At 62.5% G+C, this 26,186-nt stretch carries 16 protein-coding genes and 4 pseudogenes; 8 read left to right on the forward strand and 12 right to left on the reverse strand.

Annotated elements, in window-relative coordinates; genetic code table 11:
• Positions 1–298: 298 nt before the first annotated feature.
• A complete protein-coding gene (gene wecC, locus CK206_RS14870; RefSeq protein WP_254050614.1) occupies positions 299–1,588 on the forward strand; it encodes a UDP-N-acetyl-D-mannosamine dehydrogenase in 1,290 nt (429 codons plus the stop codon).
• 12 nt (positions 1,589–1,600) lie between these two features.
• Here wecC and CK206_RS14875 read toward each other — a convergent pair whose 3' ends face one another.
• From CK206_RS14875 to wecB, 4 genes are read right to left on the reverse strand one after another with little or no spacing between them, the layout of a single operon-like run.
• Positions 1,601–2,455: an ABC transporter ATP-binding protein gene (locus CK206_RS14875; RefSeq protein ID WP_159981159.1), complete on the reverse strand. Its 855-nt coding sequence runs from the start codon at positions 2,453–2,455 to the stop codon at positions 1,601–1,603.
• Between the two features lie 31 nt (positions 2,456–2,486).
• Positions 2,487–3,362, reverse strand: coding sequence for an ABC transporter permease (locus tag CK206_RS14880; protein ID WP_096906860.1), 876 nt, complete (start codon positions 3,360–3,362; stop codon positions 2,487–2,489).
• Positions 3,359–6,385 carry a glycosyltransferase gene (locus CK206_RS14885; RefSeq protein ID WP_096906861.1) on the reverse strand — a complete coding sequence of 1,009 codons (3,027 nt, stop codon included), beginning with the start codon at positions 6,383–6,385 and terminating at the stop codon, positions 3,359–3,361. The genes CK206_RS14880 and CK206_RS14885 overlap by 4 nt, the downstream gene beginning before the upstream one ends.
• An 8-nt stretch (positions 6,386–6,393) precedes the next feature.
• Complete coding sequence (gene wecB / locus CK206_RS14890) at positions 6,394–7,590, reverse strand: non-hydrolyzing UDP-N-acetylglucosamine 2-epimerase (RefSeq protein ID WP_305790960.1); 1,197 nt, start codon at positions 7,588–7,590, stop codon at positions 6,394–6,396.
• Between the two features lie 380 nt (positions 7,591–7,970).
• On the opposite strand from wecB, the gene CK206_RS14895 reads away from it, so the two are divergent.
• From CK206_RS14895 to CK206_RS14910, 4 genes are all read left to right on the forward strand, one after another.
• Positions 7,971–9,539 carry a heparinase II/III family protein gene (locus tag CK206_RS14895; protein WP_254050702.1) on the forward strand — a complete coding sequence of 523 codons (1,569 nt, stop codon included), beginning with the start codon at positions 7,971–7,973 and terminating at the stop codon, positions 9,537–9,539.
• A 236-nt stretch (positions 9,540–9,775) separates the two neighbouring features.
• Complete coding sequence (locus CK206_RS14900) at positions 9,776–10,525, forward strand: sulfotransferase family protein (RefSeq protein WP_216824141.1); 750 nt, start codon at positions 9,776–9,778, stop codon at positions 10,523–10,525.
• A 62-nt stretch (positions 10,526–10,587) separates the two neighbouring features.
• Entirely contained in the window at positions 10,588–11,538 is a 951-nt protein-coding gene (locus CK206_RS14905) for a hypothetical protein (protein WP_143337747.1), read from the forward strand.
• On the forward strand, positions 11,535–13,811 hold the full coding sequence (locus CK206_RS14910; protein ID WP_143337748.1) for a glycosyltransferase: 2,277 nt from the start codon (positions 11,535–11,537) through the stop codon (positions 13,809–13,811). Before CK206_RS14905 ends, CK206_RS14910 begins: the two co-directional genes overlap by 4 nt.
• On the opposite strand, the gene CK206_RS14915 is transcribed toward CK206_RS14910, so the two are convergent.
• The gene (locus CK206_RS14915) at positions 13,783–14,856 is read right to left on the reverse strand and encodes an IS630 family transposase (RefSeq protein WP_031264836.1); all 1,074 of its coding nucleotides are present in this window, start codon (positions 14,854–14,856) and stop codon (positions 13,783–13,785) included. The two genes, CK206_RS14910 and CK206_RS14915, sit on opposite strands and share 29 nt — an antisense overlap.
• Positions 14,857–15,002: 146 nt before the next feature.
• Between CK206_RS14915 and CK206_RS14920 the strand changes: the two genes are divergently transcribed.
• Positions 15,003–16,814 carry a heparinase II/III family protein gene (locus CK206_RS14920; RefSeq protein WP_254050703.1) on the forward strand — a complete coding sequence of 604 codons (1,812 nt, stop codon included), beginning with the start codon at positions 15,003–15,005 and terminating at the stop codon, positions 16,812–16,814.
• 354 nt (positions 16,815–17,168) lie between these two features.
• Here CK206_RS14920 and CK206_RS14925 read toward each other — a convergent pair whose 3' ends face one another.
• The 3 genes and pseudogenes from CK206_RS14925 to CK206_RS19905 form a co-directional block, all read right to left on the reverse strand.
• Positions 17,169–17,906: a transposase gene (locus CK206_RS14925; protein ID WP_254050615.1), complete on the reverse strand. Its 738-nt coding sequence runs from the start codon at positions 17,904–17,906 to the stop codon at positions 17,169–17,171.
• Positions 17,907–17,917: 11 nt separating this feature from the next.
• Positions 17,918–18,856 (reverse strand): annotated as a pseudogene (locus tag CK206_RS14930) (IS5 family transposase).
• A gap of 99 nt (positions 18,857–18,955) precedes the next feature.
• Positions 18,956–19,102: a hypothetical protein gene (locus tag CK206_RS19905; RefSeq protein WP_159981165.1), complete on the reverse strand. Its 147-nt coding sequence runs from the start codon at positions 19,100–19,102 to the stop codon at positions 18,956–18,958.
• Here CK206_RS19905 and istA point away from each other — a divergent pair.
• Together istA and istB are read left to right on the forward strand one after the other, a co-directional pair.
• Entirely contained in the window at positions 19,077–20,648 is a 1,572-nt protein-coding gene (istA, locus tag CK206_RS14935) for an IS21 family transposase (protein WP_173674803.1), read from the forward strand. The two genes, CK206_RS19905 and istA, sit on opposite strands and share 26 nt — an antisense overlap.
• Positions 20,645–21,415: pseudogene (gene istB, locus CK206_RS14940) on the forward strand (IS21-like element helper ATPase IstB); the annotation flags it as partial. The gene istA and the pseudogene istB, both read left to right, overlap by 4 nt.
• Positions 21,416–21,440: 25 nt before the next feature.
• On the opposite strand, the pseudogene CK206_RS20795 reads toward istB, so the two are convergent.
• From CK206_RS20795 to CK206_RS14965, 4 genes and pseudogenes are all read right to left on the reverse strand, one after another.
• Positions 21,441–22,693 (reverse strand): annotated as a pseudogene (locus CK206_RS20795) (IS3 family transposase).
• A gap of 57 nt (positions 22,694–22,750) precedes the next feature.
• Positions 22,751–23,020: pseudogene (locus CK206_RS14955) on the reverse strand (transposase); the annotation flags it as partial.
• A gap of 127 nt (positions 23,021–23,147) precedes the next feature.
• A complete protein-coding gene (locus CK206_RS20800; protein ID WP_096906869.1) occupies positions 23,148–24,080 on the reverse strand; it encodes a glycosyl transferase in 933 nt (310 codons plus the stop codon).
• Entirely contained in the window at positions 24,053–25,912 is a 1,860-nt protein-coding gene (locus tag CK206_RS14965; RefSeq protein WP_143337749.1) for a nucleoside-diphosphate sugar epimerase/dehydratase, read from the reverse strand. Before CK206_RS14965 ends, CK206_RS20800 begins: the two co-directional genes overlap by 28 nt.
• Between the last annotated feature and the right edge of the window lie 274 nt (positions 25,913–26,186).

The following is a 26,186-nucleotide window of genomic DNA, read 5'->3' on the forward strand; positions in this document are numbered from 1 at the left end:
GGAAGGACGGCCTGTACCGCACGGGCGCTGACCAGGACAGCGGGGACCCGGCTGGTCGCTACGAGGACTTCGCCAGCAACCCACGGTGGCGGACCGTGCCCAAACAAACTGTGTTGGGCATGTCTTCTGAGGGCAGGTGAACTCCGAAGACGCGCCGAGACGGCGATTTGGTGTGAACCAGCGCACTTCCGGCGGAGGCCCGGGAGAACAAGTAAACAGCTCGTCGGCTGGTTGTTATCGTGAACGGTCGGCGGCTTCGCACGAGTCGCGATCTCTCTCAGATAAAGGTGGTTCTCGAGTGTTCAAGTCGGCCGTAGCTACGAATCCGGACAGTGCTCTCTCCAACGGGCGGCTGGCCGTGATCGGGCTCGGGTACATTGGTCTACCCACCGCCGTGGTATTCGCGCTCCGCGGATGGGAGGTCATCGGCGTCGACGTGTCCGACCGGACCATCGCCATGGTCTCCCGCGGTGAGTTGCCGTTCGTCGAAGAGGGGCTGGACGTGGCGCTCAAGACGGCGGTCGAGTCCGGTAGCTTGACCGCCTCTAAGGAGACGCCCGAGGCCGACGTGTATGTGGTGGCCGTGCCCACTCCCTTCGCCGAGGACTACTCGATGGACGCGAAGTTTATCGATGCCGCCACGGACGCCATCATCCCGCAACTTAAGGACGGGAACCTGGTGATTCTCGAGTCGACTTCGCCCCCAGGAACCACCGAGTACATGGCCCAGAGGATTCTCGCCGCACGCCATGATCTCGCGATCGAGCCAGGCGAAGGGCAAGGCCGGCTGGACATGGCGCACGCCCCCGAGCGTGTGCTCCCAGGGCGGATCATCGCCGAACTCGCATCGAACGACCGGATCGTGGGCGGCCTTACCGAAGCGTCGACGATACGTACGCGTGACGTGTACGCGACGTTCTGCACGGGCACCATTCACATGACCGATTCGCGTACAGCCGAGATGGCCAAGCTCACGGAGAATAGCTTCCGTGACGTGAACATCGCCTTTGCCAACGAGCTCTCCGTAATCTGCGACCGGCAGGGCATTGACGTCTGGGAGCTGATAAGTCTCGCGAACCGGCACCCGCGGGTGAACATCCTTAAGCCCGGCCCGGGAGTGGGCGGCCATTGCATCGCCGTGGACCCATGGTTCATCGTCTCTGCCGATCGTGAAAACTCGCAACTCATAAGGCTGGCTCGTGAGATCAACGACGACAAGCCGAATTGGGTGATGGAAAAAGTGTCGGAAAAGCTCGCTGACGTGGCGCCGGACGCGCCCATCGCGAGCCTGGGACTAGCGTTCAAGCCGGACATTGACGACTTGCGGGAGTCGCCGGCGGCGCAGATCACCGCGCGCCTCGCGGAGCAGAACCCAGGTCGGCGCATCCTAGCGGTGGAGCCCAATATCACCGAACTACCAGCCTCTCTGGCGAACTTCCGCAATGTCGAGTTGGTCGACCTCCGTGAGGCGATCCAGGAGGCTGGAATCGTGGTGATAATGGTGGCGCACAGCCAATTCCGCGACATCGCGGTGAGCTTGGTCGCCGACGAGCGCGTGGTGGACACCTGCGGCATCCACACCGGATAGGCCGAGCAAAGTTTACGGAAGATCGATCCTCGGGGGTTCATAGGCTTCCCGGACCTCATCGACGAGTCTCTGGGCAGCCTCGTACTCCCTTGCCACGGTGAGCCTGGACCACCTCTGGTAAGTGCGGGCCACTCGCTTGGATGATCCGTCCATAATCGGGGTGCCCTCGAACATCCAGATCGCCCTTCGGCACATTTTGACGACTGCGGAAGGCACATGGGAAACGAAGAAGATGGTTCCCGCGTTGGAGACAATCCTTTCGATTGCCGCTTCGGACCGGTCCTGGAAGGCCGCATCACCGGTGCCCAGTGCCTCGTCGATCAACAGAATGTCCGTATTGGGGTTCACTGCTGCGATCGCGAAACGGAGACGTGATCCCATGCCCGATGAATAGGTGTTGATCGGATCGTTCAATTCGCGCCCGAGATCGGCAAGCTCGGCGATCTCAGGCAAGAGCGTCTCGACCTGGTCTGGAGTGAGCCCCATGGCGAGGCAGCCCAGTTCGATATTCTCGTAGCCGGTTCGTTCGGGGATGAGGGCCGGACTTACCCCGAGGAGGACTGGCTGGGAGCGAGCGAACACGCTTCCAGCAGTTATGGGTTCTAGTCCTGCAAGAGCGCGGAGAATTGTGGATTTCCCTGAGCCGTTCCGGCCTACAAGACCGATACGTTCGCCGGCCCGGGCGACTATCGTCGCGTCGTGCACGGCTCGTTTGATCGAACGAGAAGGCACCAGGCCCACCCGCTTGAGTGGGTTCTTGCTCGACCGGTTGGCGTGAACTGTGAATGAGTCGTAAGTGACCTCGAGATCAGTTGCGATGATAGTGATCTCAGCTTCTGGCGAAGCGTGCGGCGCCGACTCAAACATGGGAGCGCGGTGTTTCCCGTCAGTTGGTCTATCAACGTTCACGGCTGTACTTTTCCTCCCGAGACCAGAACAGAAGAAGCCCGAAAGATAAGAAGGCCAAACCCCAGCCAAAAAGCTGACTCCACATCCCTGCATGGGGAACGGTGCCCTCCATGAGGATCTCGCGCGCCATCTCCAAGACGACGTACGCCGGGTTCGCCTGAACTACAATCATCACGGCGGGGTCGTTGATGAATCGGTCGAGGGGGAAAACAACTCCGGACCCGTAAAACCAGAATCTACTAATGATAGCCCACAAATGCTTGACATCCGGCAGTAGTGAGGAGAGCCAGGCCGTGCAGAAGAGGAGGCCGGTCACGAGCATGCGTGCGCAGATTAGGAGCGGGACGAGGAGTACCCAAGTCCATGTGGGTTGGACGTGCGGTGGGATGACCATGATGAAAACCAACATTGCCAGGACATCCGGGATGGAATCGTATAGGCCTCGGAGCGAGTCGGACAGGATCAGCGAACCGCGGGGGAACGCGAAGGACTTGACAATCGCTCGGTTCTTTTGTAACACTGCCGATCCTCCTGAAAGGGAGGAGGCTAGTGGTTCGAACATGATGATCCCGATCGCAAGGAAAGCGACGAAGTTATCCATGCCCCTGCTGATCTTGAGGATCAGTCCGAAGACGATGAAGTACATTAGCACCCGAAGGAACGGTTCAAGTAAGAGCCAGATCCTGCCGAGATAGGTGCCACGCCCCGTGGACATCGAACGGTAACGAGCCTGGGCGACGAGGAAGTGGCGGAGGTCATGGATCCGTCGGAGGTATACACCGAGTGGTGGGCGCCGGCCGATTGCCTTGAGATGGCGGTTGTGGACACCCTGTTTCGAGCCGTCGGAAGCGCCAGTCGTGCTCATCGTCCTCCGCCCGTTACGCGCATGTACATGGCGAGATACGTCGATGCGGCGATATCCCACCGAGTACCCTCTGCGGCTCTCCTCGCCTCGGACGCGCAAGTTTCGTACATTGCCCGGTCGGTTGCCAGTAACCGGACCGCTTCGGCGAGGGCGCCCGGGTCCTCTGGCCTAACCGCGAGTCCAGCGCCGAGGTCAGAAGTGATTTCGGTAAGCGCATCGAGGTCGGAAACGATCACTGGGCGTTGACGCGCCATCGCCTGGAGTGGCTTGAGAGGTGTCACGGAGCGGGTGACGTCTACATCTCGGCGGGGAACACAGAAGATATCGATTGCGTCGTACCAGTCGCACACGCCGTCGATGGCCACTCGGCCAGGGAAATCCACCGCATCCTGCACACCGAGCACGTTCGCTAGGGACATGAGGCCGGGCCGGGCCGCACCGTCCCCCACGATCACGGCTCTGATGTAGTGGCCTTCGGCGCGGAGAAGCGCCACCGCCTGCAGCATCGTGTCGAGTCCCTCGTATTCGACTAGGGAAGAGACGGTTCCGATGGTGAACGCCTCCTCGAGTCCGCATCTGCGCCGAGCATCGGCGGCATCGACGAGCGGAAGGCTTAGATAGGCCGGGTCTACGGCGTTGGGGACGACCCGAATCGATGCCTCATCTGCCCCTCGGCGGATGTGTGACAGCTTCTGCACCCTGGAAAGGGTGATAACGGCGTCTGCGTCCCGAATTAGCCTCGTTTCGGCCTCACGGACCATGCGGTAGTACTCCGACTTTCGGGCTAAGGCGTAGTTCTTGCCAGTGTGCCTGGCTAACCAAGTCTTCTCCATTTCGCCCCTAGTCTCGTAGACCCAGGGGATCCCCGTGATGCGGGAGACGGCTCGTACGACCAGGCCGTTCTCGTAATTCGTGGTGGTGTGCAGGATGTCGGGCCGGAATACGTCAACGAGGGCGAGCAGATGCGATGTGGCCGCCTCGAGCCGGGCGTCCGGGAGGGAGGGCAGAGCCCCGTCGGGCATCCGGACGTAGGTGACTCCGTCAAGCTCATAGACCGGACCAGCAGGGCTCACCCCGATGGACTCGGGATAGCCGAGTCGGGTTGCCGCAACCGCCACGATCCCTGCCCGGTTCTGCGCTTTGAGGATGGCGTGCGAACGCACCGTGTACCCGGATTGCGTGTGCGGAAGGGAATTCGTAAGCACGTGCAGCACTCGCATCGAGCCGCCTCGCCCCGATTCACGTACGAGGGCGGTGTGCACTGCGAGCGACAGTCGCGTACCCCTGGTGCGCGTTGCTCGGCCGGGGTCATACCCGGCATCGAGTGTTCGAACGATCGCGCACCATCTTTTTGCGCTCAGCGAAGTAGGCCGGATGAGCTCGAGCGCACGGCTGATATCCCCGATTTCCCAGGCCTGGCGCGCCCTGATCGTGCGGTTCGAGGTGTTCGCATCGACGACCTGGAGTTGGAGCCCGAGTACGTCGCGGAGGGGGCCGGGCCTTGCCTTGTCGAATTGTTCTTGTGCATGTTGCCGCTGATCGCCTAACAGGAGCGCGAGACCTCGGATGGCCCCGGGGGGCGAGGCGAGAACCATGAGACGTGTTACGCGATCCCTGACCGTTGGGGGAAGCCGGCGGGAGATGAGTCGGGCAAGATGCACCGGATCGTCACGGCCCGCGTCGAGGGCGTGAATGGCGAGCCTGGCGAAGGAGCGAAAGCGCGCGGATTGCGAGGTCCTGCTCGCGCGCGCTGACTCGGTCGCCTTCTCAAGCGCGCGGACGAAGTCGGCGTTTGTTCGCTCGGGGTTCGCGTTCCGGTGGAGCCATCGTCGGGTAGACGTTGTGTCCGGGGCCGGAATCCCGTCTTGGTACAGCCGCGTGAATGCTGCGGCGAGAGCGTCGGTGTCCAGCGCGGGTACGACTATGCCGGCTCGGGTCTCCTCCACGATCTTCGCGGATTCCCCGTTGACGGCCGCGACAACCGGAATACCGCGGGCCATCGCCTCAGTGAGTTTCGACGGGATCGTCCTGCTCAGCGGTCTCCAGTCGCGCAGGTGGATTAATACCGCGTCGCACCACTCGTAGTGCTCTCCCGTCTTGGCATGGGGAACCGCATCGACGAATTCCACAGGAGCGGCCATGCTCTCCGCCAAGCGCCTCACGGAGTGGAGTTCCGCGCCTTGACCCACGACTCGCAGTTCCAGGCGCGCGCCGGCAGCGGCGGCCGCAGAAGCGGCACGGACCGCACTTCCCAACCCCTGCGCGCGGCCGATCGTGCCCGCGTACAGGATTCGAAGCTCCCTGGCAGGTGGACCCGATCGAGCCGCAGCGCGTGGAGTTACCTCTGGCATGGTGACGACCGGTGTGTTTCGAATCGTGATACAGGGGGAGATCGCACGACTTGAGAGAGAAATACGCAGCCAGTCGGACGTCGTGATGACCAGGTCGGATCGTCGGAGGACGGAGTCGAGCAACCTGCGGGTTAGGCGAATGATCCCTCCGGTCGCGATGGAGAAATTTACGCCGAGCGCGGGCCTGGTGGCCGCGGGTTCACCGTTGTCACCACCGACGAACTCCAGGAGGTCGGGCCAGGAGTCTCGGAGATCGATCACCAATGGTGCGCCGGACAGGGCGGCGATCGCCCGGGCCCCGAACGCGCTGGGAAGAGTGGGCACGGAGGCGAGTACCACGTCGGGTCGTCGGCCACTTCCTACCGCCACGATTCCCAGCTGGAGGGTAGAAGCCATCACGACCAATTGGTCGGCGACGCGAGACCTAAGGGACACTGAGTGCTCACGGAAACGGGTTCTGAGGACGGTAATGCCGCGCTCCCGCTCGTCGATTGCACCAGTTTGGTGGAGAGCCAGATCTGAGGACAGGCTACCGCTTGGATAGTGAGGGGGAGGGGTCACCACGGTCACCTCGTGTCCAGCTTCCACCAAGGCGCCGGCGAAGCGCCGAAGGCGCCAATGAGGTGGACCTTCGTCGGGTTCCCACCACTGGGTGATGAAGAGGACTCGCAATTGCAGGCCTACGAACCTGGGCTGCCGGGCACGAAATCCGGCATCTGGGGGCCGAGACCGAACATGTGCGCGATAGCGGCGACGCTGCGCTCGGCGGCCCGACCGTCACCGTACGGATTCGCGGCTCGCGCCATGGCGAAGTACGCGTCTTCTTCTTCCTTCAGGACGCTGACCTCGGACACGATGCGGTCCTCGTCGGTTCCGATGAGCTTTACTGTTCCGGCCACGACTCCCTCGGGGCGTTCGGTGTTCTCGCGCATGACGAGCACGGGCTTGCCCAGAGACGGCGCTTCTTCCTGAACCCCGCCGGAATCGGTGAGAACTATGTGCGCAGCCTCGAGGAGCTTGGTGAACTCCGGGTACGCGAGCGGCTCTAGCGTGATCACGTTCTCGAGACCGGATAGTGCCGGCAGGATGGCCTGCCTTACGATGGGGTTACGGTGCGCGGGCAGGACGATGACATCGTTCGGATAGCGTTGCGCCAGTGTTCTCAGTGCTCGCCCCACACCCTCCATCGCGCCCCCCCAGTTCTCGCGGCGGTGGGTGGTCACCACAAGGATGCGGCGTCCTTCGGCGATAGCATCGGCTAGCGCTGAGTCCGTCCACTCAACGTCTTGGCGGACGGTGTGAAAGAGTGCGTCGATCACCGTGTTGCCGGTGACTACTACTTTTTCGGGATCGACACCCTCGTTCAACAGGTTGTCCTTAGACGTCATTGTAGGCGCGAGGTGAAGGGACGTCACCTGGCTAACCAGCTTCCTGTTCGCCTCCTCAGGGAAGGGCGACATGAGGTTGTGGGAGCGGAGGCCAGCTTCGATGTGGACGACAGGGATTCGCTCGTAGAACGCCGCGAGGGCCGCCGCCAACACTGTGGTCGTGTCGCCTTGGACCACCACGGCGTCGGGGGTGAGATCTCGGTAGACGGGTTCGAGTTCCGCAAACAGGCGAGCGGCGAGGCCGTTAAGTGTCTGCTCTTGCTTGAGAACGTCCAGGTCGGAAACGGGAGAAATGCCGAAAACCGTATTGACCTGGTCCAGCATTTCGCGGTGTTGCCCAGTGACAACGGGGAGTGGATCGAGAGCCGGGTGGTTCTCGAGCGTGGCGATCACAGGTGCGACCTTAATTGCCTCGGGGCGGGTCCCGTATACAATCATGATCCGTTTTTTAGACATTGCGAACTCGGCCTCTCCGCCGGTGGGCTCCATTCTGTGTGGTCCTTTCGTCGACCTCGTTCGCGGAAGCTCGTTCGAGGGGCTAGTCTATCGTTGTTGTGAATCCGTGGTCCAAGTGGTGGGGTGATGGGTGTCTTGGTGGGGTATTCGAGAAGTTGACCGTCGCGAAGCCGGCGTTGGGCCGGCGAGCCCTTGGGCAGCCCGCGGTCTTTCGGCCGCCGACAGGCGCGGTCGGACGATGGAGCGCCAGGTTGACCTATGGTTCTCCGTTCCTGCTGCGCGTGCGCAACTCGCTCCTTGCAAACCGTGCTCCCGACGTTGGTGTCTGCCGTCGGCAAGCCCTCGGCGGGGGATTTGCTTCCACGTCGACGGACGTGGAGGTCGCGCGCGAACTACTCGATGGTCGGCTCCGGATGACGCCGCACCCTGTTTGGGCATTACCTGAGCGTTTGAAATGGACCGAGGATCCGTTTTCTCAGTCGAATTGGAGCTTTCAACTTCATACGTTGCGATGGATCGACCCACTGCGGAGGGTCGCATTGGCTGATGTGGCCGAGAGCGCTGAGGCGAAGGCTCGCTGGCTGGCGGTAACGACCTCGTGGATCGATGGCTGCTTGCTGTCGGAGAACGCGGTCGCCTGGAAAGACATGGCGGTCGGTGTGCGGACGATCGAGCTGGTGCTCGGTTTTCCTCTCGTGCCACCGGAGGAGCGCGCGAAGTTTCTTTTTTGCATTCGAATACACGCGAAACACCTGGCGAATTGGCGGAACCATGCGCGAGGCAACCACCTACTTCATCAACTCCAGGGGCTCTACGTAGCGGCGCGTTTCCTACGGGATGCCCGGCTCGAGGCAGCTGCACTTCGCCACGCTGCGAAACTCTTGACGGAGTCCTTCGACGAGGAAGGGGTCAACGCGGAAGGGGCTCTTGGCTACCACGACATGAACATCCATTGGTGGGGCCAGCTTTCCGAGAGGTTGAGCGGCGAGGATAACTCCCTTCCCGGGTTGAACGACACCTTGAGGACGGCGCGGGGGGCGATTATCCACGCGGTCCGTCCTGACGGGAAGCTAGAAACGATAGGAGATACCGCGTCCTCCAAGCGCCCGCTCGTCTCGGTCGGCCCGAGAGTGAGATATGTCCGGAGTCGGGGGCGCGAAGGGCGAAAGCCATCGGAGCTTGCCAGGTGCTTCAGGGACGGCTACGCCTTCGGTCGTAGCGGGTGGGGGCGCGGGCGTCGACGATTCGAGGACGAGACGTTCTACTCGTTGAGGTTCGGCCCTGATAAGTCGATGCACGGTCACCGAGATTCAACCTCTTTCACGATTCACGCGCGGCGGATCTCATGGGTGGTCGATCCGGGAATGTACGCGTACGGGAACAGCGAGATGCGCGCGTACATGTGCTCACGAGCAGCCCATAACGTTGTGCTGGACACTCGCCGGCCCAATTATCCGAACAATGAGGCGAGGCTGGTGACTCACCGGCTTGGCAAGTCGCTCGACGCCTATCGGATGGAGACCGTGCCTTCGCCTCAGCTGCGGGTTAGGCGTGACTTCGTGTACCACCGCGAGGGTGAGTTTTTTGTTGTGGTCGACCGAATCGAGGAGGTAGGCGGAGGGGTGCCGGAGCATGCGCGACAGTTGTGGCACCTTGGCCACGGAGTCGAGGTCGAGGCGACGTCTGCGGGGTACAAGCTCTCCGCCTCGTCTCGCACGGCGTATGTGGAGTGGGCGAACCCGGGGAGCCGCGAGTTGATCGTCGGCGAGACGGCGCCACTTCAAGGATGGGTCAGCGGGCGGTACGGCGAGGCGGTCGAAGCTCCTGTATTGTCAGTTGGGCCGTCGGCGGGCGGGGGACCACTAGCTGCGGTGTTGTCGATCGGTAGGCCCTGTACCTCTTTTCGTCTGTGTTACGAGACCGGCGTTGAGGTCATCGAGGTGGAGTTAGGCGGCGTGGCGTACGTGGTGACTTTACCGTGATCAGTAGCGCTAGCTTCTTCGGAGGGCATGCCAGTTTAGAATGGGAGAAGGCAAGGCAGTGTGGATAAAGTCCACCACTTGAAACCAGGTTCTTGCTGCCCGCGTAGGCTGTTTCGTGCACTACACGGCGCTTGATGATCCGAGGAGGACCTGTAGGGTGCCAGGCGTATCGGTGCGAGCGAGGCCGTATTCCTTTCGGCGCACGCGATGTGCGCAGCACATACAGAAAGGCTGAAATGCATCCTGACCCGATTGCGCACCTCCGCGGAATTATTCCCGATATCGAGTTGAGCCTTCATCCTTTGATCTCGATGAGACACAAGTACGTGTTCTTTCCGATATCGAAGAACGCGAACTGGACCCTTAAAACGATCTTTCGCTCGGTCGAGATGGAGGCGATCGGCCCCGGGTATAAGGTGGAGAGCGCCCACCAACTCTTCAACCCACCACTGATCAGTCCCTATCAGGTTGGCGAGGAGTTCTATGCGAACGAGGTTCTTCAGAGCTATTACAAGTTCACCTTCGTGAGGAATCCGTACACGCGACTGCTGTCTTGTTATCTCGATCGCATTCACGGCAACCCTCGATCGGTGCCGCGCAGACGGTTCAATACGGTATCCGGTTTTAGTTCCAACGACGAAGTCACTTTTTCCGACTTCGTGCAGATTATCAGTTCGCAAAAATCCATCGACATGAACGACCATTGGCGCGACCAATACTCGAATTTGCTGGCAGGGAACGTCAGTTTCGATTTCATCGGCCGGTTCGAGAACATGCGTGAGGACTTGGAGCACGTGTTCAAAGCCCGGATCCCCGATTCGGATCTGTACCGGAGGCTCGAACGTCAGAACAACTCACCTCAGGTCACCTCGGCAGGCTCTTTGCTGAGCAAGTACTACAGCGACGAGCTGGTGGAGATCGTTTCGGAGCGGTATCGCATGGACTTCGAGACCTTCGGTTACAGCACGGATCTCGAGAGCGCGTAGGGCTGGTGGGGCCGATCCGAACCGGACTGCGTGACGTTTTCCAACCTGGTCTAGGGGTGCTGATGGGAAGTCTTGTGCGCATCGCAAGAGCGGTAGTGGCGAGAGTTGGGTCGATGAAGTCCGTTATGGCGCCTTTCGTCGTTTGGGGCGCTGGAGCCCTCGCGCTGGTACTTGCCGCGGTGATCGGTGGTGGTCTCCTCCCGGCAATCGCCGCCGTCGGAATCGGGCTGGCCTCGCTGGCGATCCTGCTACTCGTGGAGTTCCGGATAGCCACGCTTGTTGATCGAAGTCGCAAGACGCTCATGTCGACACTGCGGCAGTCCTCCAATGGGCCGTCGGCCCCTGCGAGGAGCTCATCCACCACGCCTGCCGTAGAGGTGCCGGACGCGCTCTTAGAGGTCCTGTTGTCGAAATCAGTGGATCAAACACCGAGGGCGAACGTGTCACCTTTCACGCCGGGCGCGATCAGGGAGACCGTCGGAGACCGCAACAAGTCGAAGCAGATTGGCAGATTTGCGGCGGCCATGGACGAGGACGAATACACGGACTCGTACCTTGCGCACCTCCTCTCGCCCGCATTTCGAGAGGAGGCACCCACGGTCGATCTCGTTGGTACTCCCGAAGACCGCGACTTGCTTGCCGATTACGCAGACGTCGAGATGCTGCTCCCGGGAATGCGTGAAGTTCATGCGCGGGAAGGCGTCAGTTACTTGATTGTCACCACGGGCGGTCTTAATCGCGGAGCCTGGCGGGGAGCGTTAAACGCTGCGAACTTCGTGCTTTATAGGCAGTTGTTCGATTGCATAAAGGAGGTCCGCATGGCAGGCGGTGTCACAATGTTTGTTGAATCCGCTGGCTCGAGTGCCTCCCACTACAGCCAGTCGCTGCGCGGTGCAGTGGACGTCCGCATTGGTGCTAGAGAGTTGTCCGAGCCGCTGGACACGGCGCTACATTCACGAATCGGCGAAGCGCTCAAACGCATCGCTCGAACTTCTTGCGAGGTGCGGAGTTGAGGGCCCTTGTCTACGGGGATGTTTCTCCAAACGTCATTGATGGATCGTCGATCTGGCTCGGTTCCATTGTGCAGGTGCTCTCTCGAGTGTTTGACGAGGTCGATGTCCTCTTGAAATACGAACCTTCGAACTCGCTGGTCACCTCCGCTTTCGAGGGCTTGAGTAATGTCACTATTCACCTGCCGGGGGAGGATAGGGAAGGTCTGGCGTCAGACGGAGGCCACACGCCGACGAGCGCGGCCGCGCAGTTTGTGGAGATTTCGGGCTCGCGACCGTTCAACATGGTGCTCGTACGCGGCCTAGAGGCCTGTCTAGGTTTCGCTGCCGTACGCGGAGCCGGCGGCTTCCTATGGGCGTACGTGACTGATTTGCCTTTCCCTCCGGAGAGGCTCTCAAGCGTGGGTCAAGCTCGGCTCAACAGGCTTGCGCAGCGGTCTTTCAGGATGCTATCGCAGACCGAATCGTCGCGCTCGTACCTAGAGGCGATTGCGCCACTGGCGGCGGGAAAGACGCTGCTCCTACCACCGATGATTCCTGAGGTCGCTTTCGGCACGAGTGTCAACTGGAGCGAAAACGACGGAAAGCTCCGCCTAGTTTACTCGGGCAAGTTTGCCCGGGACTGGCGAACACTAGAGATGCTCGGTTTGCCTCGCGCGCTGGCAGACCGCGGGGTCGACGCTGAGCTCCACGTAATCGGAAACAAGTTCCAGTCCTCGAGGGTGGAGCCAACCTGGCCCAAGGACATGCGTGGGCAGCTTGAGGCAGTCTCCGCCGATCCCGAGTCGCGTGTGATCTGGCACGGTGGGATGAGTCGACTTGACGCCATAAAAATTATCGGACGCTGCGACTTTGGCGTCGGATGGCGGAGCGAGGAACTCGACTCTAGTCTTGAGGTCTCCACCAAGGCGCTGGAGTACGGCGCTCTCGGTACTATCCCGGTGATCAACAGGACGACAGATGCGATCGAGCAGTATGGGTCTGACTACCCCATGTACTCCTCGGCATACATGACGTGTGGCGAACTAGCGGACTTGATCGTCGGCTGCCCAGACCGTCAAGGAGCGGTTGATCGCGCACGAGCGGTGTCCGAGCAATACTCAATGGCGGTGGCGACAGCGCGATGGGAGAAGTACGCGGCGCTCATCTCGGAGCCCGCGGCCGATCGTAACGCGACTGAGACGGATAGGTTGTCCGTTGTCATCGCGTCCCACGACTTCAAATTCGTTGGTGAACTAGCCGACTATTTGGCTCGGGATCCGCGGTTCGACCTGCACATAGACACTTGGTTGACTCTCCACAAAAACGACGAGGAGAAAAGCCAGGCGCTGCTCGAGGAGGCTGATGTCGTCTTGTGCGAGTGGGCGGGTCCGAACTTAGTGTGGTATTCGAATCGGGTCGGCGACAACACAGCGCTGATCAGTCGGCTCCACGGCTTCGAACTCAGGGGGGGTAAATGGTTCGATCAGGTTGATTTCGACGATGTCGACGCATTGGTCTGCGTGTCGGATTACTACCGTGACTGGGCCGCGAGGGAATTGGAAATCGACAACGAGAAAGCGATTACCATACCTAACATGGTAGATTCGCTCGATCTCGACCGGCCAAAATCCGCCGCTTCGCAGTTCACACTGGGCCTTGCAGGTTACGTGCCGTTCCTCAAGCGGCCAGACAGAGCGCTCGACCTACTCGATCGGCTTCTGGATGAGGACGAGAGGTATGTGCTCGACATCAAGGGCAGAGCACCGTGGGAGTATCCGCACCATTGGAAGGCGCCGGTTCAACAGGCGAATTACTTGGACTTCTATGCTCGAATTCGCGAGAACGAGCGACTGCGAGCTTCGGTGCGGTTCAGCCCGTTCAGCCCGGACATCGGCTCCTGGTTGCGGGGAATCGGCTTCATTCTATCCCCGAGCGATCACGAGTCCTTCCATCTCGCTCCAGCGGAGGGGATGGCGTCGGGTGCGATTCCGATCGTCTGGGCGAGGCCCGGCGCTGTTCCGGTGTTTACGGGCGCGCACGTGTACTCGGACCTAGACTCCGCCGCGCGTCGAATCCTCGCGCTACGTGATCCGGCCGCGTACCGGGAGGCTTCTGATTCAGCCCGGGTCGAGGCGCGAGCTAAGTGGGACGCGGAGTCGCTCTGTGAGCAGTGGGCGAAGTTGTTGATCGAAGCGGTAAGGAGACGACGCGAGGGCGGATTCGTCAGGTCGGAAACCGATGGTCGCGAAAAGCGGCGCTTGGGCTCTAGTGTCGCGTTTCTGAAGTTGGTTTAGGGTTCGCTTTCGCGAGGATCTGTTCGGGGGTTTTAGTCCAGACGAACGGGTGTTTGCGGTCGTTCCAGCCCGTGATGAACTGGCGAATCTTGGCATTGAGGTCCTTGACGGATGTAAAGACACCACGGCGGATGGCCTGCCGGTCGATGATCCCGAACCAGACTTCCACGAGGTTGAGCCAGGATCCGGACGTCGGGGTGAAGTGCACGTGGAACCGCGGATGCTGTGCCAGCCACACCTTCACTGCCGGGGTTTTGTGGGTGGCGTAGTTGTCCATCACCAAGTGCAGGTCAACCTCCGGGTAGGCGCGGTCGAGTTGACGCAGGAACGCCAGGAACTCCTGATGGCGATGCTTCGGCTTGACCGCGCCGGTGACGTGCCCGGTCGCAATGTCCAACGCGGCGAACAGAGTCGTGGTGCCGTGCCGCTTGTAATCGTGGGTGTGCCTTTCGATGCTGCCGGTGCGCATCGGCAGCATCGGCGCGGTCCTATCCAGCGCCTGGATCTGACTCTTCTCGTCAACACACAACACGATCGCGTTGTCCGGTGGCGCCAAGTACAACCCCACCACGTCGGTGACCTTCGCGACCAGTTCGGGATCGGTGGAGAACTTGAACGTTCCGGCCCGCCAAGGCTGCACGCCGAACTTGCGCCACGCCCTGGCCACGGTGGCGTTACCGATCTTCAGATGATCCGCCAGCAGGCGTGAGGACCAGTGCGTCACCCCGTACTTCTTCGGCGGAGGAGTCAACGTCGTGGTGATGATCTTCTGGTCATCTATCCGCTTCGGCCGGCCAGAGCGCGGTTCGTCGAACAGGCCCGCGATCCCATCCGCCTCATACCTGCCTCGCCACTTCCACACCGTCGTCGGCGTCGTTCGCTCCCGGTCAGCGATCCGAGAGTTCGCCTGACCTTCCGCCGCGAGCAGGATGATCCGCGCCCGCATCGCCAACCCCGATTGGATCGACGTTGACCGCGTCCACGACTCCAACTCCTCGCGGTCACCATCACGAAGAATCAAAGCCGGAGCTGGGTTATTGGGCATAACCCATTCTCCCAAACGCCCAAGCATTTAGGAACTAACGACACGCGACACTAGCAGATAGCGGGTAGAATCGGCCGAGTCTGGAGGGCGACGCTCGGATCTCGAACCGACTGAGAGAACGGACAACATCACTGAAGGGCGTGAAGATGGGTACGGAGCAGCGCATCGAGCGGTTCGATGGACCGGTGCAGAAGTGGACTGTCAACTTCAGCAATGGACTTGAGTACTGCAACAAACTCTCTGACCTCCTAGGGGGATCGGTTCGGATATTCGGCGCAACTCCGATTACCTTTGACGCAGAGAGCTTCTCCTGGTCGAGTGTCGACATGGAAGACGCCGCTGAATCCACTGTCTTCTATCTTCACTCGCTGAAGTGGATTGATCAGCTCATCGCCGAAGCTCTTTCCGCAGGTGAGTTCGCGGAACAGGCCGCGAATCTGGCGATTAGCGTCGCCAGGGAATGGTGGACGACTTACCAGGCCAACAAAGAATCATGGGAGAATAACGAGTATATCTGGGGCGGCCATGGTGTCGCCTTGAGGTCAACGACCTTGACCGGGCTCAGTTGCTTGGTCGGCGATGCCGAATGGCTTGAGTCGGCGATGCGCTACCACTTGGGGAAACTAGTTGATCATTTCGACGGGCTCTGGAATCACGGCCTGGCTCAGGCGATAAGCATGATGGGCGTCGCGGGGCGACTAAACGATCGTGAGGCCTTGTTGCTGGGTCATTCCCGGACCATGGACTGCCTCGATGCGATGGTTGACGCTGAAGGCTGCATAAACGAGCAGGCGCCCGAGTACTCGAGGTACATCGAGAGGTTGATCCGGGTTGCGATCCGCGTATTCAAGCTCAATAACCTCTCCGGTATCGAGGCGCTTGAGGCGAAGAAAACGTTGGTGCGGTCCTTCATCGCGCACTCACTGGCCCCCGACGGGACCTTCGTGGAGCTCGGGGACTCCTCCCCGAGACGGCCGTCGTACATGCGGGATAGCGCCGTAGAGTACGCACTCTCCGGCGGGCAGCGGGGAACGGTGATTCCCCGTTTCAAGGTTTATAAGCAGGGATACGTCTTCGGGAGGTCGGGTTTCGGCAGGGATCGTCATGCTGACGAAGAGACGTTTTACTCAATAAGGTTCGGTCCGGGACGGATTATCCACGGGCACAATGACCATCTGAGCGTCACCCACTGGGCTGCTGGGCGTAGGATTATCGTGGACCCTGGGCATGTCGGATACTCGCCTGGGCCCGCCCGAAACTACGTGCGCAGCCATGACGCGCACAACGTGCCGGTCGTGAGAGGACGAAAACACGACTGGTCCGCGTATACAGACATGGTGGGCTTTCGGACCGGTGAGAACTGGCAATCTGTGACCTTGAGGGACCGCGGCTATCCGGAGGTGGAGCGGCAGCGTTCCGCCTGCTTCACAGACTGCGGCCCCTTTGTCGTGTGCGATCGGGTGATCTCGGACTCGACCCCGGTACTGGTTTCACAGCGCTGGAACGTCGCGAGGGAATTCGACCTAGCCGGGACGACTGTCGATTCTGCGCGGTTCCGGTCGCGTCGAGATGGTCTAGTCCTTTATCTGGTGAGGTTCAGGATTGTCGATGCCGCGATCGAAGTTCAATGCTCGCAGGAACTAGCTTGTGGCGACGAGACCGATATGCGCGGATGGGTAGCGGAAGGCGACCGGCTCGCAGAGGCTTGGAACGTCGGGTTCGTGTCGCAGGGGGTCGAGAATCGGATAGTCACTGCTGGCATTGTTGCCTCGCCGAGCGAGGACGTCGGCTGGTCATATCGAAAGGCAGGTGATGACCTAATCGTGCTGAGGGTTCATATCGCCTCTCGCTCATGGGCGTTCAACTGCCACATCGAGTCGGGGATGGTGAATGTGCGGGTGGCGGCTCCGCTAGTGAGCCGCATCGGGGGGCTGAAAGAGGTTCAGCCCGATTGGTGAGCGCGACATGGCGGAGACTTGCGGTTAAACCGAGTGACCGGTCGCGTGGCGTTGGGCGTTGGAATCTGGGGCCGACGTTGCTAGGTGGAGTGTGGCGCCGGGGTGATCTTCGGGTCGTCGCCGGCGTCGACACGGGGAGTAAATTCTCATTGCAGATCGACTTAAGCCCCAAGTGGCGTCTGAACAGCGTTGGACGCCAGTCGCGCGGGTCACTAATTGAGCGGCAGTAGGAAGTCGCCCGAACATATTCACGGCCCATAGAGAGGATCTACCGGGCCAGCACTCGTCGAATCATCCTGGCCAGGTGCAGCTTTCAGGCGTTTCGAGTAGCCCCAGTCCTGAGTTCCACAACTTTTAGTGACCCGCGTTGATGGCGTCGATGAGGTTTCGGCCGTCTTCGTTGACGGTCGGTTCGACGACCATCTCGTGTTCGCCGATGGCGACGACAATGGTGCGCAGGGGTTCGAGGGTTCCGACGAGCTTCTTGATCGATGTGCCGGTGATGTTCTGCAGGTAGCGGGCGACCGCAAGGGCGGCGAACACGACGGTCAGGTGCGCTTCGATTGAGTCCCGGGTCCGGTGGAAGATCGGCCGCGCTTTCAGATCGGATTTGGCCATGCGGAAGGACTGCTCGACCTTCCACAGGGCGTGGTACGCCGCGACGATCGCCTGCCCGTCCATGATCACCGGGTCGATATTGGTGACATAGCCTTTGTAGCCGGCCGCCTGACGAGCTCGTTCGATCGAAGCCTCGTCCAAAGTGACGTTCTGGCCGGTGAGCTTGACGAACCGTTGCTTCTTCAACGGTTCGGCGCGGTCGGCCACTCGCTGGGCGCGGTCAATCTGCGCATTGAGCGTGCGACGGTCTCGCTGGGCACGCTCCCATTTGTAGTGCCACACCACTCTGCGGTCTCGGCGGTCGCGGCCTTGCCCCATGGGTCGGGTCAGCTCCACGGTCTCGCCGTCGGCGATCGCGTTGCCGCGGTGCCCGAAGTGGTCTTCGAGCTCCTTCGGCGCTTTGGAGGTGCGGGAGCCGACGATGAACGAGAGGCCGGCGTCCTCGAGGGCGTTGAGGTTGGCCGCCGAGAGCATCCCCGCGTCTGCTAGGGCGTGTCTCCCAATCGGCGTAGCCAGGTGAGAATTGCGCAGAGGGTGACGGCAGCGCGGTAGGTGATCGCGAGTTTGTCGTAGCGGGTGGCCAGCGCTCGCCATTGCTTGGCCAGAGCGAAGGAACGTTCAACGACGTTTCGGTCTTTGTAGAGGCCAGTGTCGAGTTTCGGGGGTCGGCCACCGCGGCTGCCGCGGCGTTCGCGAGCGGCGATGGTGTCGCTTTTCTCCGGGATGACAGCGGCGATACCGCGACTGCGGAGCTGGCGTCGGATCGTGCCGGACGAGTAGGCCTTGTCTGCGATTACCGCGTCGGGGCGGGTGCGGGGTCGGCCCTTGCCGTGGCGTGGGACGTGGATGTTGTTTGGCCAGGACTTCGGCCAGCATCGCGCCGTCGTTTCGTTGCCCACCGGTGATCACGTTCGCCAGCGGTCGGCCGCGGCCATCGACAGCACTGTGAATCTTGGTGGTCAGCCCTCCTCGCGAGCGACCGATGCCGTGACCTGCGGGTTCATTCACAGTCCCGGAAGGGCCGGTTCTTGTGATTCGACCCTGCCCCCTGTGTCCTGCTCAGGGCGCGTTGTATTTGTGCAGTGCTGATGAGCGCGGCAGATGGTGGCGTCGACCGAGACGTTCCAGTCGATCTTTCCGGCTGCGTCGGCATCGGCCAGGATCACGTGCAGGATGCGATCCCAGGTCCCGTCCCGGGCGTAGCGGGCGTGACGCTTCCACACGGTCTGCCACGCACCGAACTCCTCGCGGGGTAGGTCCCGCCAGGGAATACCTGCTCGGTAGCGGTAGATGATCCCCTCGACGACTTTGCGATTGTCGCGAAACGGATGCCCCTGCCGCCCTTCATTGGAGGGCAGCAGGGGCTCTATCCGCTCCCACTGCTCGTCGGTGAACTGGCGAAATCGTGACTTCGTCTGTCCCATACGGCCACGGTCTCGCGGGTCACCGCTCAGCTATGGGAGACACGCCCTAGCGGCCATGCCAATCTCCCTGTAGACGGACACGTACTTCCCTGCTGACGGTCAGTTGATCTCCCTGTCCGTGGCCAAGGGATCGGGCCGTGTCGGTCCCGCGAAGAGCGCCCCTCCGGGGATGTGCTCGAGGTCTTCGACCACCACGAGCACTGTTCCACCGGAGGGACGCATGAAGAAGTCTGACAGGGAGATCATGGAAATTCTGGAGGCGTACGACGCCACTGAAAGTGCGCACTCCGCCGCACAGTTGGCGGGTGTGGATCCCAAGACCGTGCGGCGGTACGTCGCCGCTCGTGACCAGGGGCGTCCGGTGACCGGCGCGGGCCGCCGTCCGCGGATGCTCGATGAGTACATGCCCAAGATCGAGGAGTGGGTCGAGTGCGGCAACGGCAAGGTCCGCGCCGATATTGTCCACGAACGGCTGGTGGCGATGGGGTTCACCGGGACTGAGCGCACGACCAGGCGGGCGGTGGCGCAGGTCAAGGCCGCGTGGCGGGCCGGGCATCAGCGCACCTACCGGCCGTGGATCACCGAGCCGGGCCTGTGGCTGCAGTTCGACTGGGGCGAAGGGCCGAAGGTCCCCGGCCCGGACGGGGTCCTGCGCTCGACGTTGCTGTTCTGCGCCTGGTTGGCGTGGTCCCGCTTCCGGGTGGTCATCCCGGTGTGGGACCAGAAACTGCCCACGCTGATCGCTTGCCTGGATGCGACCCTGCGCCGCGTGGGCGGGGTACCGACCTACGTGCTGACCGACAACGCCAAGACGGTCAGCGTGGATCACGTCGCCGGTGTGCCGGTGCGTCATCCGCAGATCGTCCAGGCCGCACGTCACTACGGCACCCAGGTGCACACCTGTGTGCCGTTCGATCCGGAGTCCAAGGGCGGCACCGAGTCCACCGTCCGGTTGGCTAAGGCCGATGTGGTGCCCACCGAGGCGAACCTGCGGGAGCAGTACGGCTCGTTCGCCGAGCTCGAGGCAGCATGCGAGCAGTTCTGCGCCAAGGTCAACTCCCGTAAGCATCGGGAGTCGGCAAGGGTCCCGAATGAGGCGCTGATCGACGAACGCCGGCGTCTGCACGTGTTGCCGGCGGCGCCCCACACCATGGCGCTGGGCCAGACCCGCACCGTGGGCACCGATCAGACCATCCGGTTCGGGTCGGTGCGTTACTCCACCCCGCCGGGACTGGTCGGCGCTGAGGTGTGGGTCCGCGCCGACGGCATGGACCTGGTCATCGTCGCCGACCTCGACCGGCTGCCCGTGGCCCCGGACTGGGTCGCCGATCGGCGCGGACTCTGCGAGGTGGCGCGGCACCAGTTGTCCACCCCGGGCACGCCGCGCATCGATCTGGGCCACTACCCCGATCACCCGCAGGAGCCCGACGGGGCACCGCGCCCACCCCGGCCCAAGGCTCGATCCCAGGCCGAGAAGGAGTTCCTGGCCTTGGGCGATGGAGCCCAGTCCTGGTTGATCGAGGCCTCCGCCGCCGGGACCTCGCGGATCCGGGCCAAGATGGTCGACGCCGTCGAGCTGGCCGCCCTGGTCGGCGCCGACGAGGTGGACGAAGCACTGGGGATTGCTGCCGCGGCCGGACGGTTCGCCGACGGCGACGTCGCAGCGATCTGCCGGCACCTGGCCACCGGCGCGACCGGTGCGGACCTGGTCATCGCCGACGAAGCCCACTCCGCTCAGCCTGGGACAGGAGCCTGGGCCGGCTTCGGCACCCGAAAGGACACCGCCCGATGAGCACACCGACCACCACGCCGGCGGTGCCACTGCCCGAGGACCTGACCGCGGTACTCAAACGAATGCGCATGCCCTACCTGCGGGCCGCCGCCCCCGAGGTCCTGGCCACCGCCCGGGCCCAACGCTGGGACCCCACCGAACTGCTGCGGGTCCTGCTCGCCGAGGAGATCCGCGGGCGAGACGAGGCCACCAAAGCCGCCCGCCGCAAGGCCGCCGGACTCCCAGCCGGCAAGACGTTCGACTCCTGGCGCGAAGCCGACTCCTCCATCCCCGCGCCGACCCAGTCAGCGCTCGCCGGACTGGAATGGGTCCACCGAGCCGAGAACCTCGCCATCAGTGGCCCCTCAGGCACCGGAAAGACGCACTTCGTCGAGGCCCTGGCCCACAACGTCATCGACGCCGGCATGCGGGTCTCCTGGTTCACCCTCGAATCGCTGACCGAAGCCCTGGCACGCGCCAACGTCGACGGCTCCGCCGGCAAAGTCATCGCCCGCATCACCCGCGCCGAGCTCATCGTCGTCGACGACATTGGGATGCTGCCCGCAGGTCAAGCCGCCGCGGAGGCGTTCTACCGCCTGGTCGATGCCACCTACGAGCGCCGCAGCCTGGCGGTCACCAGCAACCTGCACCCCGCGGGATTCGACACCTTCATGCCCAAAACCCTGGCCACCGCCGCCGTGGACCGACTACTGCACCACGCCCACGTCATCATCACCGAGGGCACCTCCCTGCGGCTCGCCGACGCCACCGCCGGCAAGGGGGTTGTCAAGCCCCGGGTTTTGCAGAGGGTGGTTATCTGGCGTCGACGAGGTGGTCGACGGGTTCAGGTGACGGTTCGACCGCCGCGTGCTGTGCTTCGTATTCGGCGGGTGGGACGTAGCCGATCTCGCCGTGAATCCGTCGATGGTTGAACCAGTCGATGTACTCGGCGACGGCGATCTCGAGGTCGTCGATGTCTCGCCATGGCCCCTTGTGGCGGTTGCGGATCAGCTCGGCTTTGAATAGCGAGTTGAACGCCTCCGCGAGGGCGTTGTCGTAGGAGTCGCCCCGTGAACCCACCGAGGCCACCAGGTCCTGTTCGTCGAGCCGCTCGGTGTAACGCAGCGCCCGGTACTGCACGCCGCGGTCACTGTGGTGGATCAACCCGACCAGGTCGTCGCCGGCGTGGGTGCGATGCCAAATCGCCATGTTCAACGCATCCAGAGCCAGGTCGGTGTACAGATTCTTGGACAGCTGCCACCCCACGACCATTCGCGAATAGACGTCGATGATGAACGCCGCGTACACCCACCCGGCGTACGTGCGGACGTAGGTGATGTCGGCGACCCACAGCTGGTTGGGCCGCTCGGCAACGAACTTGCGTTCCACCAGGTCAGCCGGACGCTCGGTCTCGGCCTTCGGGCGGGTGGTACGCGGCGACTTGGCCCGCTGGACCCCCTTGAGACCTTCGGCGCGCATGAGGCGTTCGACGGTGCAGCGGGCGACCTGGTGGCCGGCGCGTCCCATCTCCTTTCACATCTTCCGGGCGCCGTACACGTGGTAGTTCTCCTCGTACATCGTGGTGATCGCCGCCGTGAGCTGCGCATCGCGGAGCGACCGCGCCGACGGTGGACGGGACTTGGCGGCCTAGTAGGACGAAGGCGCGATCGCGGCGCTGGTCTCGGACAGTGCGTCGCAGATCGGCTGGACACCGTGTTCGTCCTTGTGGCGGTCGATGAACTCGACCTTCATCGCTGTGGACGGTCCAGCTCCGCTGCGAAGAAAGCCGACGCCTGCTTCAAGATCGTGTTCGCCCGCCGTAGCTCGCGGTTCTCCTTCTCCAACTGCGCCAGGCGGGCGTCGCGATCGGCGGACACCGACGAAGCGTCCTGGCCGTCAGCCTGGGCTTTGCGCACCCAGGTGCGAAGTGCTTCGCGGTGCACGCCGAGCTGTTCGGCGACACGCACGATCGCACCATGCGAGCGATCGGGATCGGCCAATGCTTCCAGCGCCATCCGCGTCGCTCGTTCACGAAGCTCATCCGGGTACTTGCGAGGTGCTCCCATGGTTCTGATAATCCCTTCCCGGGTAATCGATGTCTCCATCAAACCCGGGGCGATTCACTCGGGAAAGTAGCTGCCCGAGCGCAGCTTCGGTACGGCGACGTCGACGGTGCCGACGCGGGTATCCTGGGGCCGGTGCCGGTAACCGTTGCGCCGGATGGTGCGTTCGGCGGACCGGGCGTTCCACTCGGCACCGCACACGGCGTCGGCGTCCGCCGAAAGCAGGGCGTTGATCATGGTCTGCAGCAGCTCACGCATCAGATCCGGCAACGCGTCGGAGAGGGCATGGCTAAGCAGGCCTGCAGGGTCGACAATATGGGGAGCGGTCATCGTGATAACTTCTCGAGGATTCTTTAGACGGTTGACTCGAAGTGTCACACGGTGGCCGCTCTACATTCGTGCACAACACGGATTCGTAGACGGGCTCGGCCACCGAGTTACACCACTCTAAGGGGCACTACTGAGGTTCACCGTCACTCCGCAGGTAACTACTGCGACTGAACGCGTGCATTAGGCCGGCCAACACCGCGTTCAGTCCAGCGATGAATGCGCTGACAACCCAGTGCGGATACGGTCCTGACGCCTGTAACCTTTGGTAAATATGCTCGCGGTGTGCCTCGGTAAGTGACGCGCCCCGCATGGCGCGCCAGACGATCGTGAACCCAGTATCAGCAAAGTAGACAAGCAAGGGAGCATGGGCGGCTGCGACGCGTGCGGCGCCGGGGGAGTCAGGTTCGGTGAGGTCTGCGATCAGTGTCGCGCCCATGGCGGCGCCGAAGAGGTAGCTGCCCGAATCTCCAAGGAACAGCCGCGCGGAGGGCGCGTTGAATGGCAGGAAGCCGAGAGCTGCGCCAGCAATGGGGGCTGGAGAGGCGCCGCCCGCTCGGCGGACTGGGGAACTGGGGAGTTGAAATCCATGGTTCAGTGCCCAGGTTACGACGGTGGAGGCGGTAATCCCGTTAATGCCGTCCATGAAGTTGGTCGCGTTGACTGTCGCCGGCAGCACTGACCCGCCCACGAGAGCGCCACGGAGGCCGGCGGTGACGGCACCATAGGCGACGCCCACCGCGATTTGCGCGACCAGTCTCGGAAGGGGGCGGAGCCCCACCTTGTCGTCGGCGAGTCCGAGCCCGGCCAGTGCGAACGTCGCCGCTCGAGCCGCGCGACCTCCGCGGGACCACCCGCGCGTTGAAGCGTCCGCGGCGAGGATTCCCACTGCGCAGGCAATACCTCCGGTTCGCGGAGTGACGACCGTGTGCGACGAGCGCTCGTTAGGGACGTCCATAACCCCATATCGGCGCGACAGTTGTTCGAGCGGCGGACACACGAGTGCGGTCGTCACACTCGCGATGCCGAAAGGGATTACTCGTAAGCGTGCCGGGTGATCCATTGCTTCGCCGTCTCGGGTTCGGAAATGCTCAGAACTTCCTCGGTGTCGGTGTCGAGAGGTGGCACGGTAACGATGGAAATCGCGTCGTGGCGCTCACCACTGACAGGCGATTCGGTGTGATCAAGGAGCTCTTCTACCAACTTCTCGCCCTCTCTGAGTCCGGTGTACACGACCTCGATGTCGGTGCGTCCGGATTGCGCGATTAGGGAGTCGGCCACGTCGGCGATCTTGATGGGATCACCCATGTCCAGCACCAGCGTCTCGCCGTTGCGGCCGATCGCAGCAGCTTGGAGGACGAGCTTGCACGCCTCCTGGATCGTCATAAAGTAGCGCGCTACGTCGGGGTCAGTGACCGTGATCGGCCCCCCGGCGAGGATCTGGTGTTCGAACGTGGTCAGGACAGAGCCCCGGGACCCCAGGACGTTGCCGAACCGGACGGACACCATGCAGCGGTCAGGGTGGTCCCGTGCCACCGCCGCAGTGATCCGCTCCGCGACGCGCTTGGAAGCCCCCAGGACTGATGAGGGGTTGGCGGCCTTGTCGGTGGAGATGTTCACGACGGTGGTGACTCCCGCGATCGCTGCGGCTCGGAGGACGTTGTGCGTGCCGAGGACGTTGGTCTTGAGGGCCTCCAGTGGATAGCGCTCGAGCAACGGCAGGTGTTTTAGCGCCGCTGCGTGGAAGACGATGTCGGGCGCGTGTGCGGTCATAGCACCGAGTAGGGCCGTGAAATCCCGAATCGAAAGCAGCAGCGTGTCTTCGCCGTCGAGCATGGCCTGCCTGTCCAGGGTCAGCTTCACGCTATGCAACCCCGATTCGTCCCGGTCAAGAAGAATTAGGTTGGAAGGCCGGAACCGGTAAATCTGACGGGCGAGTTCGGAACCGATTGACCCACCGGCCCCGGTGATGAGTACCTTCTTTCCGCGGATCGAATCGGCGATCTGCGTGGAATTGAGGTGGGCAGGGGTCCGGCCGAGGAGATCGTCGACATCGATTCGTGTGAGTTCCCCAGAATCTGATCGATTCCGCATGATCGATCCGATCGTCGGCATCACCACCACTTCCAGCCCCAGTGCCGCTGCCTCATCCTGGATTTCCGCGAGGTCATCGGCGGGGATGCTCGGTGCAGCGATGAGCAGAGAAGTGGCCGAGAACTTCTCCGCGACGGCACGCAACTGGAGGCGGCCTCCCACGACTTTGACGCCATCGACCAACATGCCGAATTTGGACCTGTCGTCGTCGAGAATCGCCACGGGGACATACGGGGAGGCGGAACCCCTGCGGAGAAGACTGACCAGCCAGGATCCCCCGGAACCAGCGCCGAACACTATTGCCGGGATCCCCGTGCGCTTAGCCCCAGCACCGAAGAGCTCGTTACGACGGACAACGAATCGCGCAATTAGCGCAGCTGTTGCAGTGAACGCCCCGGTAATCAGAGGAAGCGACTCGGGGACACCGGGCGTTGCGCCCACAAGAACCAGGACGATGAAGCCCGCGAGCGACGAGCCCACGAAAACGGCGAGGAGGGCGGTGATTTCATGGGCGCTCCCCGGGGCGAATCGACCCCGGTACAACCCTGACGCTAGGCCCAGAGCCCACACCAGCAGAATCATCCCAGCGGCGGTGACACTGAACGGGATGCCTGGAACGTGGCCGATCGCCGTGGCGATCTCGAAGTCAAAGAGCAGGAGAAGCGCCACGATTGCCAGGACAGCCAACATCGCTGCATCGACCAGCAACCACGGTGAGATTCGGTAATGGGAATGCCCACGGACCCGACGACCTGGTTCGACGTTGCCGCCGCTCCTCGGCGGCCACTTTATGGCGGGCATCCTCACAACTATATGGTCACCGCGTCAGCGGCATGCGAGAGGGCAGCCGGAGCCGTCGGCAGGATGAGTGGATACCGCGTCCGCGCGCAGCGGGGATTCATCTGGTCTGGGCCAACAGGAGATCCATGTAGGAGCAACTGGAATCAGTGGGCGGCGACGCGAGGCCGGTCCTGGAAGCAGCGAATCGCGACATGCCCGAAGCCCTCATCCCCCGGCGGAAGGTTGTCTCGCAGACACCACTGGCTCTTACCCGCTTACTTTTGGGGGTGGCCTC

The sequence above is a fragment of the Dietzia sp. WMMA184 genome (assembly GCF_002441635.1).
GTDB classification, from domain to species: Bacteria; Actinomycetota; Actinomycetes; order Mycobacteriales; family Mycobacteriaceae; genus Dietzia; species Dietzia kunjamensis.

What these genes read in the sequence shown, in the direction of transcription:
- CK206_RS14900 (WP_216824141.1), top strand. Translation starts at nt 9,776, where the DNA reads ATGCATCCTGACCCGATTGCGCACCTCCGCGGAATTATTCCCGATATC.
- CK206_RS20800 (WP_096906869.1), bottom strand. Translation starts at nt 24,080, where the DNA reads ATGGATCACCCGGCACGCTTACGAGTAATCCCTTTCGGCATCGCGAGT.
- wecB (WP_305790960.1), bottom strand. Translation starts at nt 7,590, where the DNA reads ATGGAGCCCACCGGCGGAGAGGCCGAGTTCGCAATGTCTAAAAAACGG.
- CK206_RS14905 (WP_143337747.1), top strand. Translation starts at nt 10,588, where the DNA reads ATGGGAAGTCTTGTGCGCATCGCAAGAGCGGTAGTGGCGAGAGTTGGG.
- CK206_RS14925 (WP_254050615.1), bottom strand. Translation starts at nt 17,906, where the DNA reads ATGCTCTCGGCGGCCAACCTCAACGCCCTCGAGGACGCCGGCCTCTCG.
- CK206_RS14895 (WP_254050702.1), top strand. Translation starts at nt 7,971, where the DNA reads ATGACGCCGCACCCTGTTTGGGCATTACCTGAGCGTTTGAAATGGACC.
- CK206_RS14875 (WP_159981159.1), bottom strand. Translation starts at nt 2,455, where the DNA reads ATGTTTGAGTCGGCGCCGCACGCTTCGCCAGAAGCTGAGATCACTATC.
- CK206_RS19905 (WP_159981165.1), bottom strand. Translation starts at nt 19,102, where the DNA reads ATGATCTCCCTGTCAGACTTCTTCATGCGTCCCTCCGGTGGAACAGTG.
- CK206_RS14920 (WP_254050703.1), top strand. Translation starts at nt 15,003, where the DNA reads ATGGGTACGGAGCAGCGCATCGAGCGGTTCGATGGACCGGTGCAGAAG.
- CK206_RS14915 (WP_031264836.1), bottom strand. Translation starts at nt 14,856, where the DNA reads ATGCCCAATAACCCAGCTCCGGCTTTGATTCTTCGTGATGGTGACCGC.
- CK206_RS14880 (WP_096906860.1), bottom strand. Translation starts at nt 3,362, where the DNA reads ATGAGCACGACTGGCGCTTCCGACGGCTCGAAACAGGGTGTCCACAAC.
- CK206_RS14965 (WP_143337749.1), bottom strand. Translation starts at nt 25,912, where the DNA reads ATGCCCGCCATAAAGTGGCCGCCGAGGAGCGGCGGCAACGTCGAACCA.
- istA (WP_173674803.1), top strand. Translation starts at nt 19,077, where the DNA reads ATGAAGAAGTCTGACAGGGAGATCATGGAAATTCTGGAGGCGTACGAC.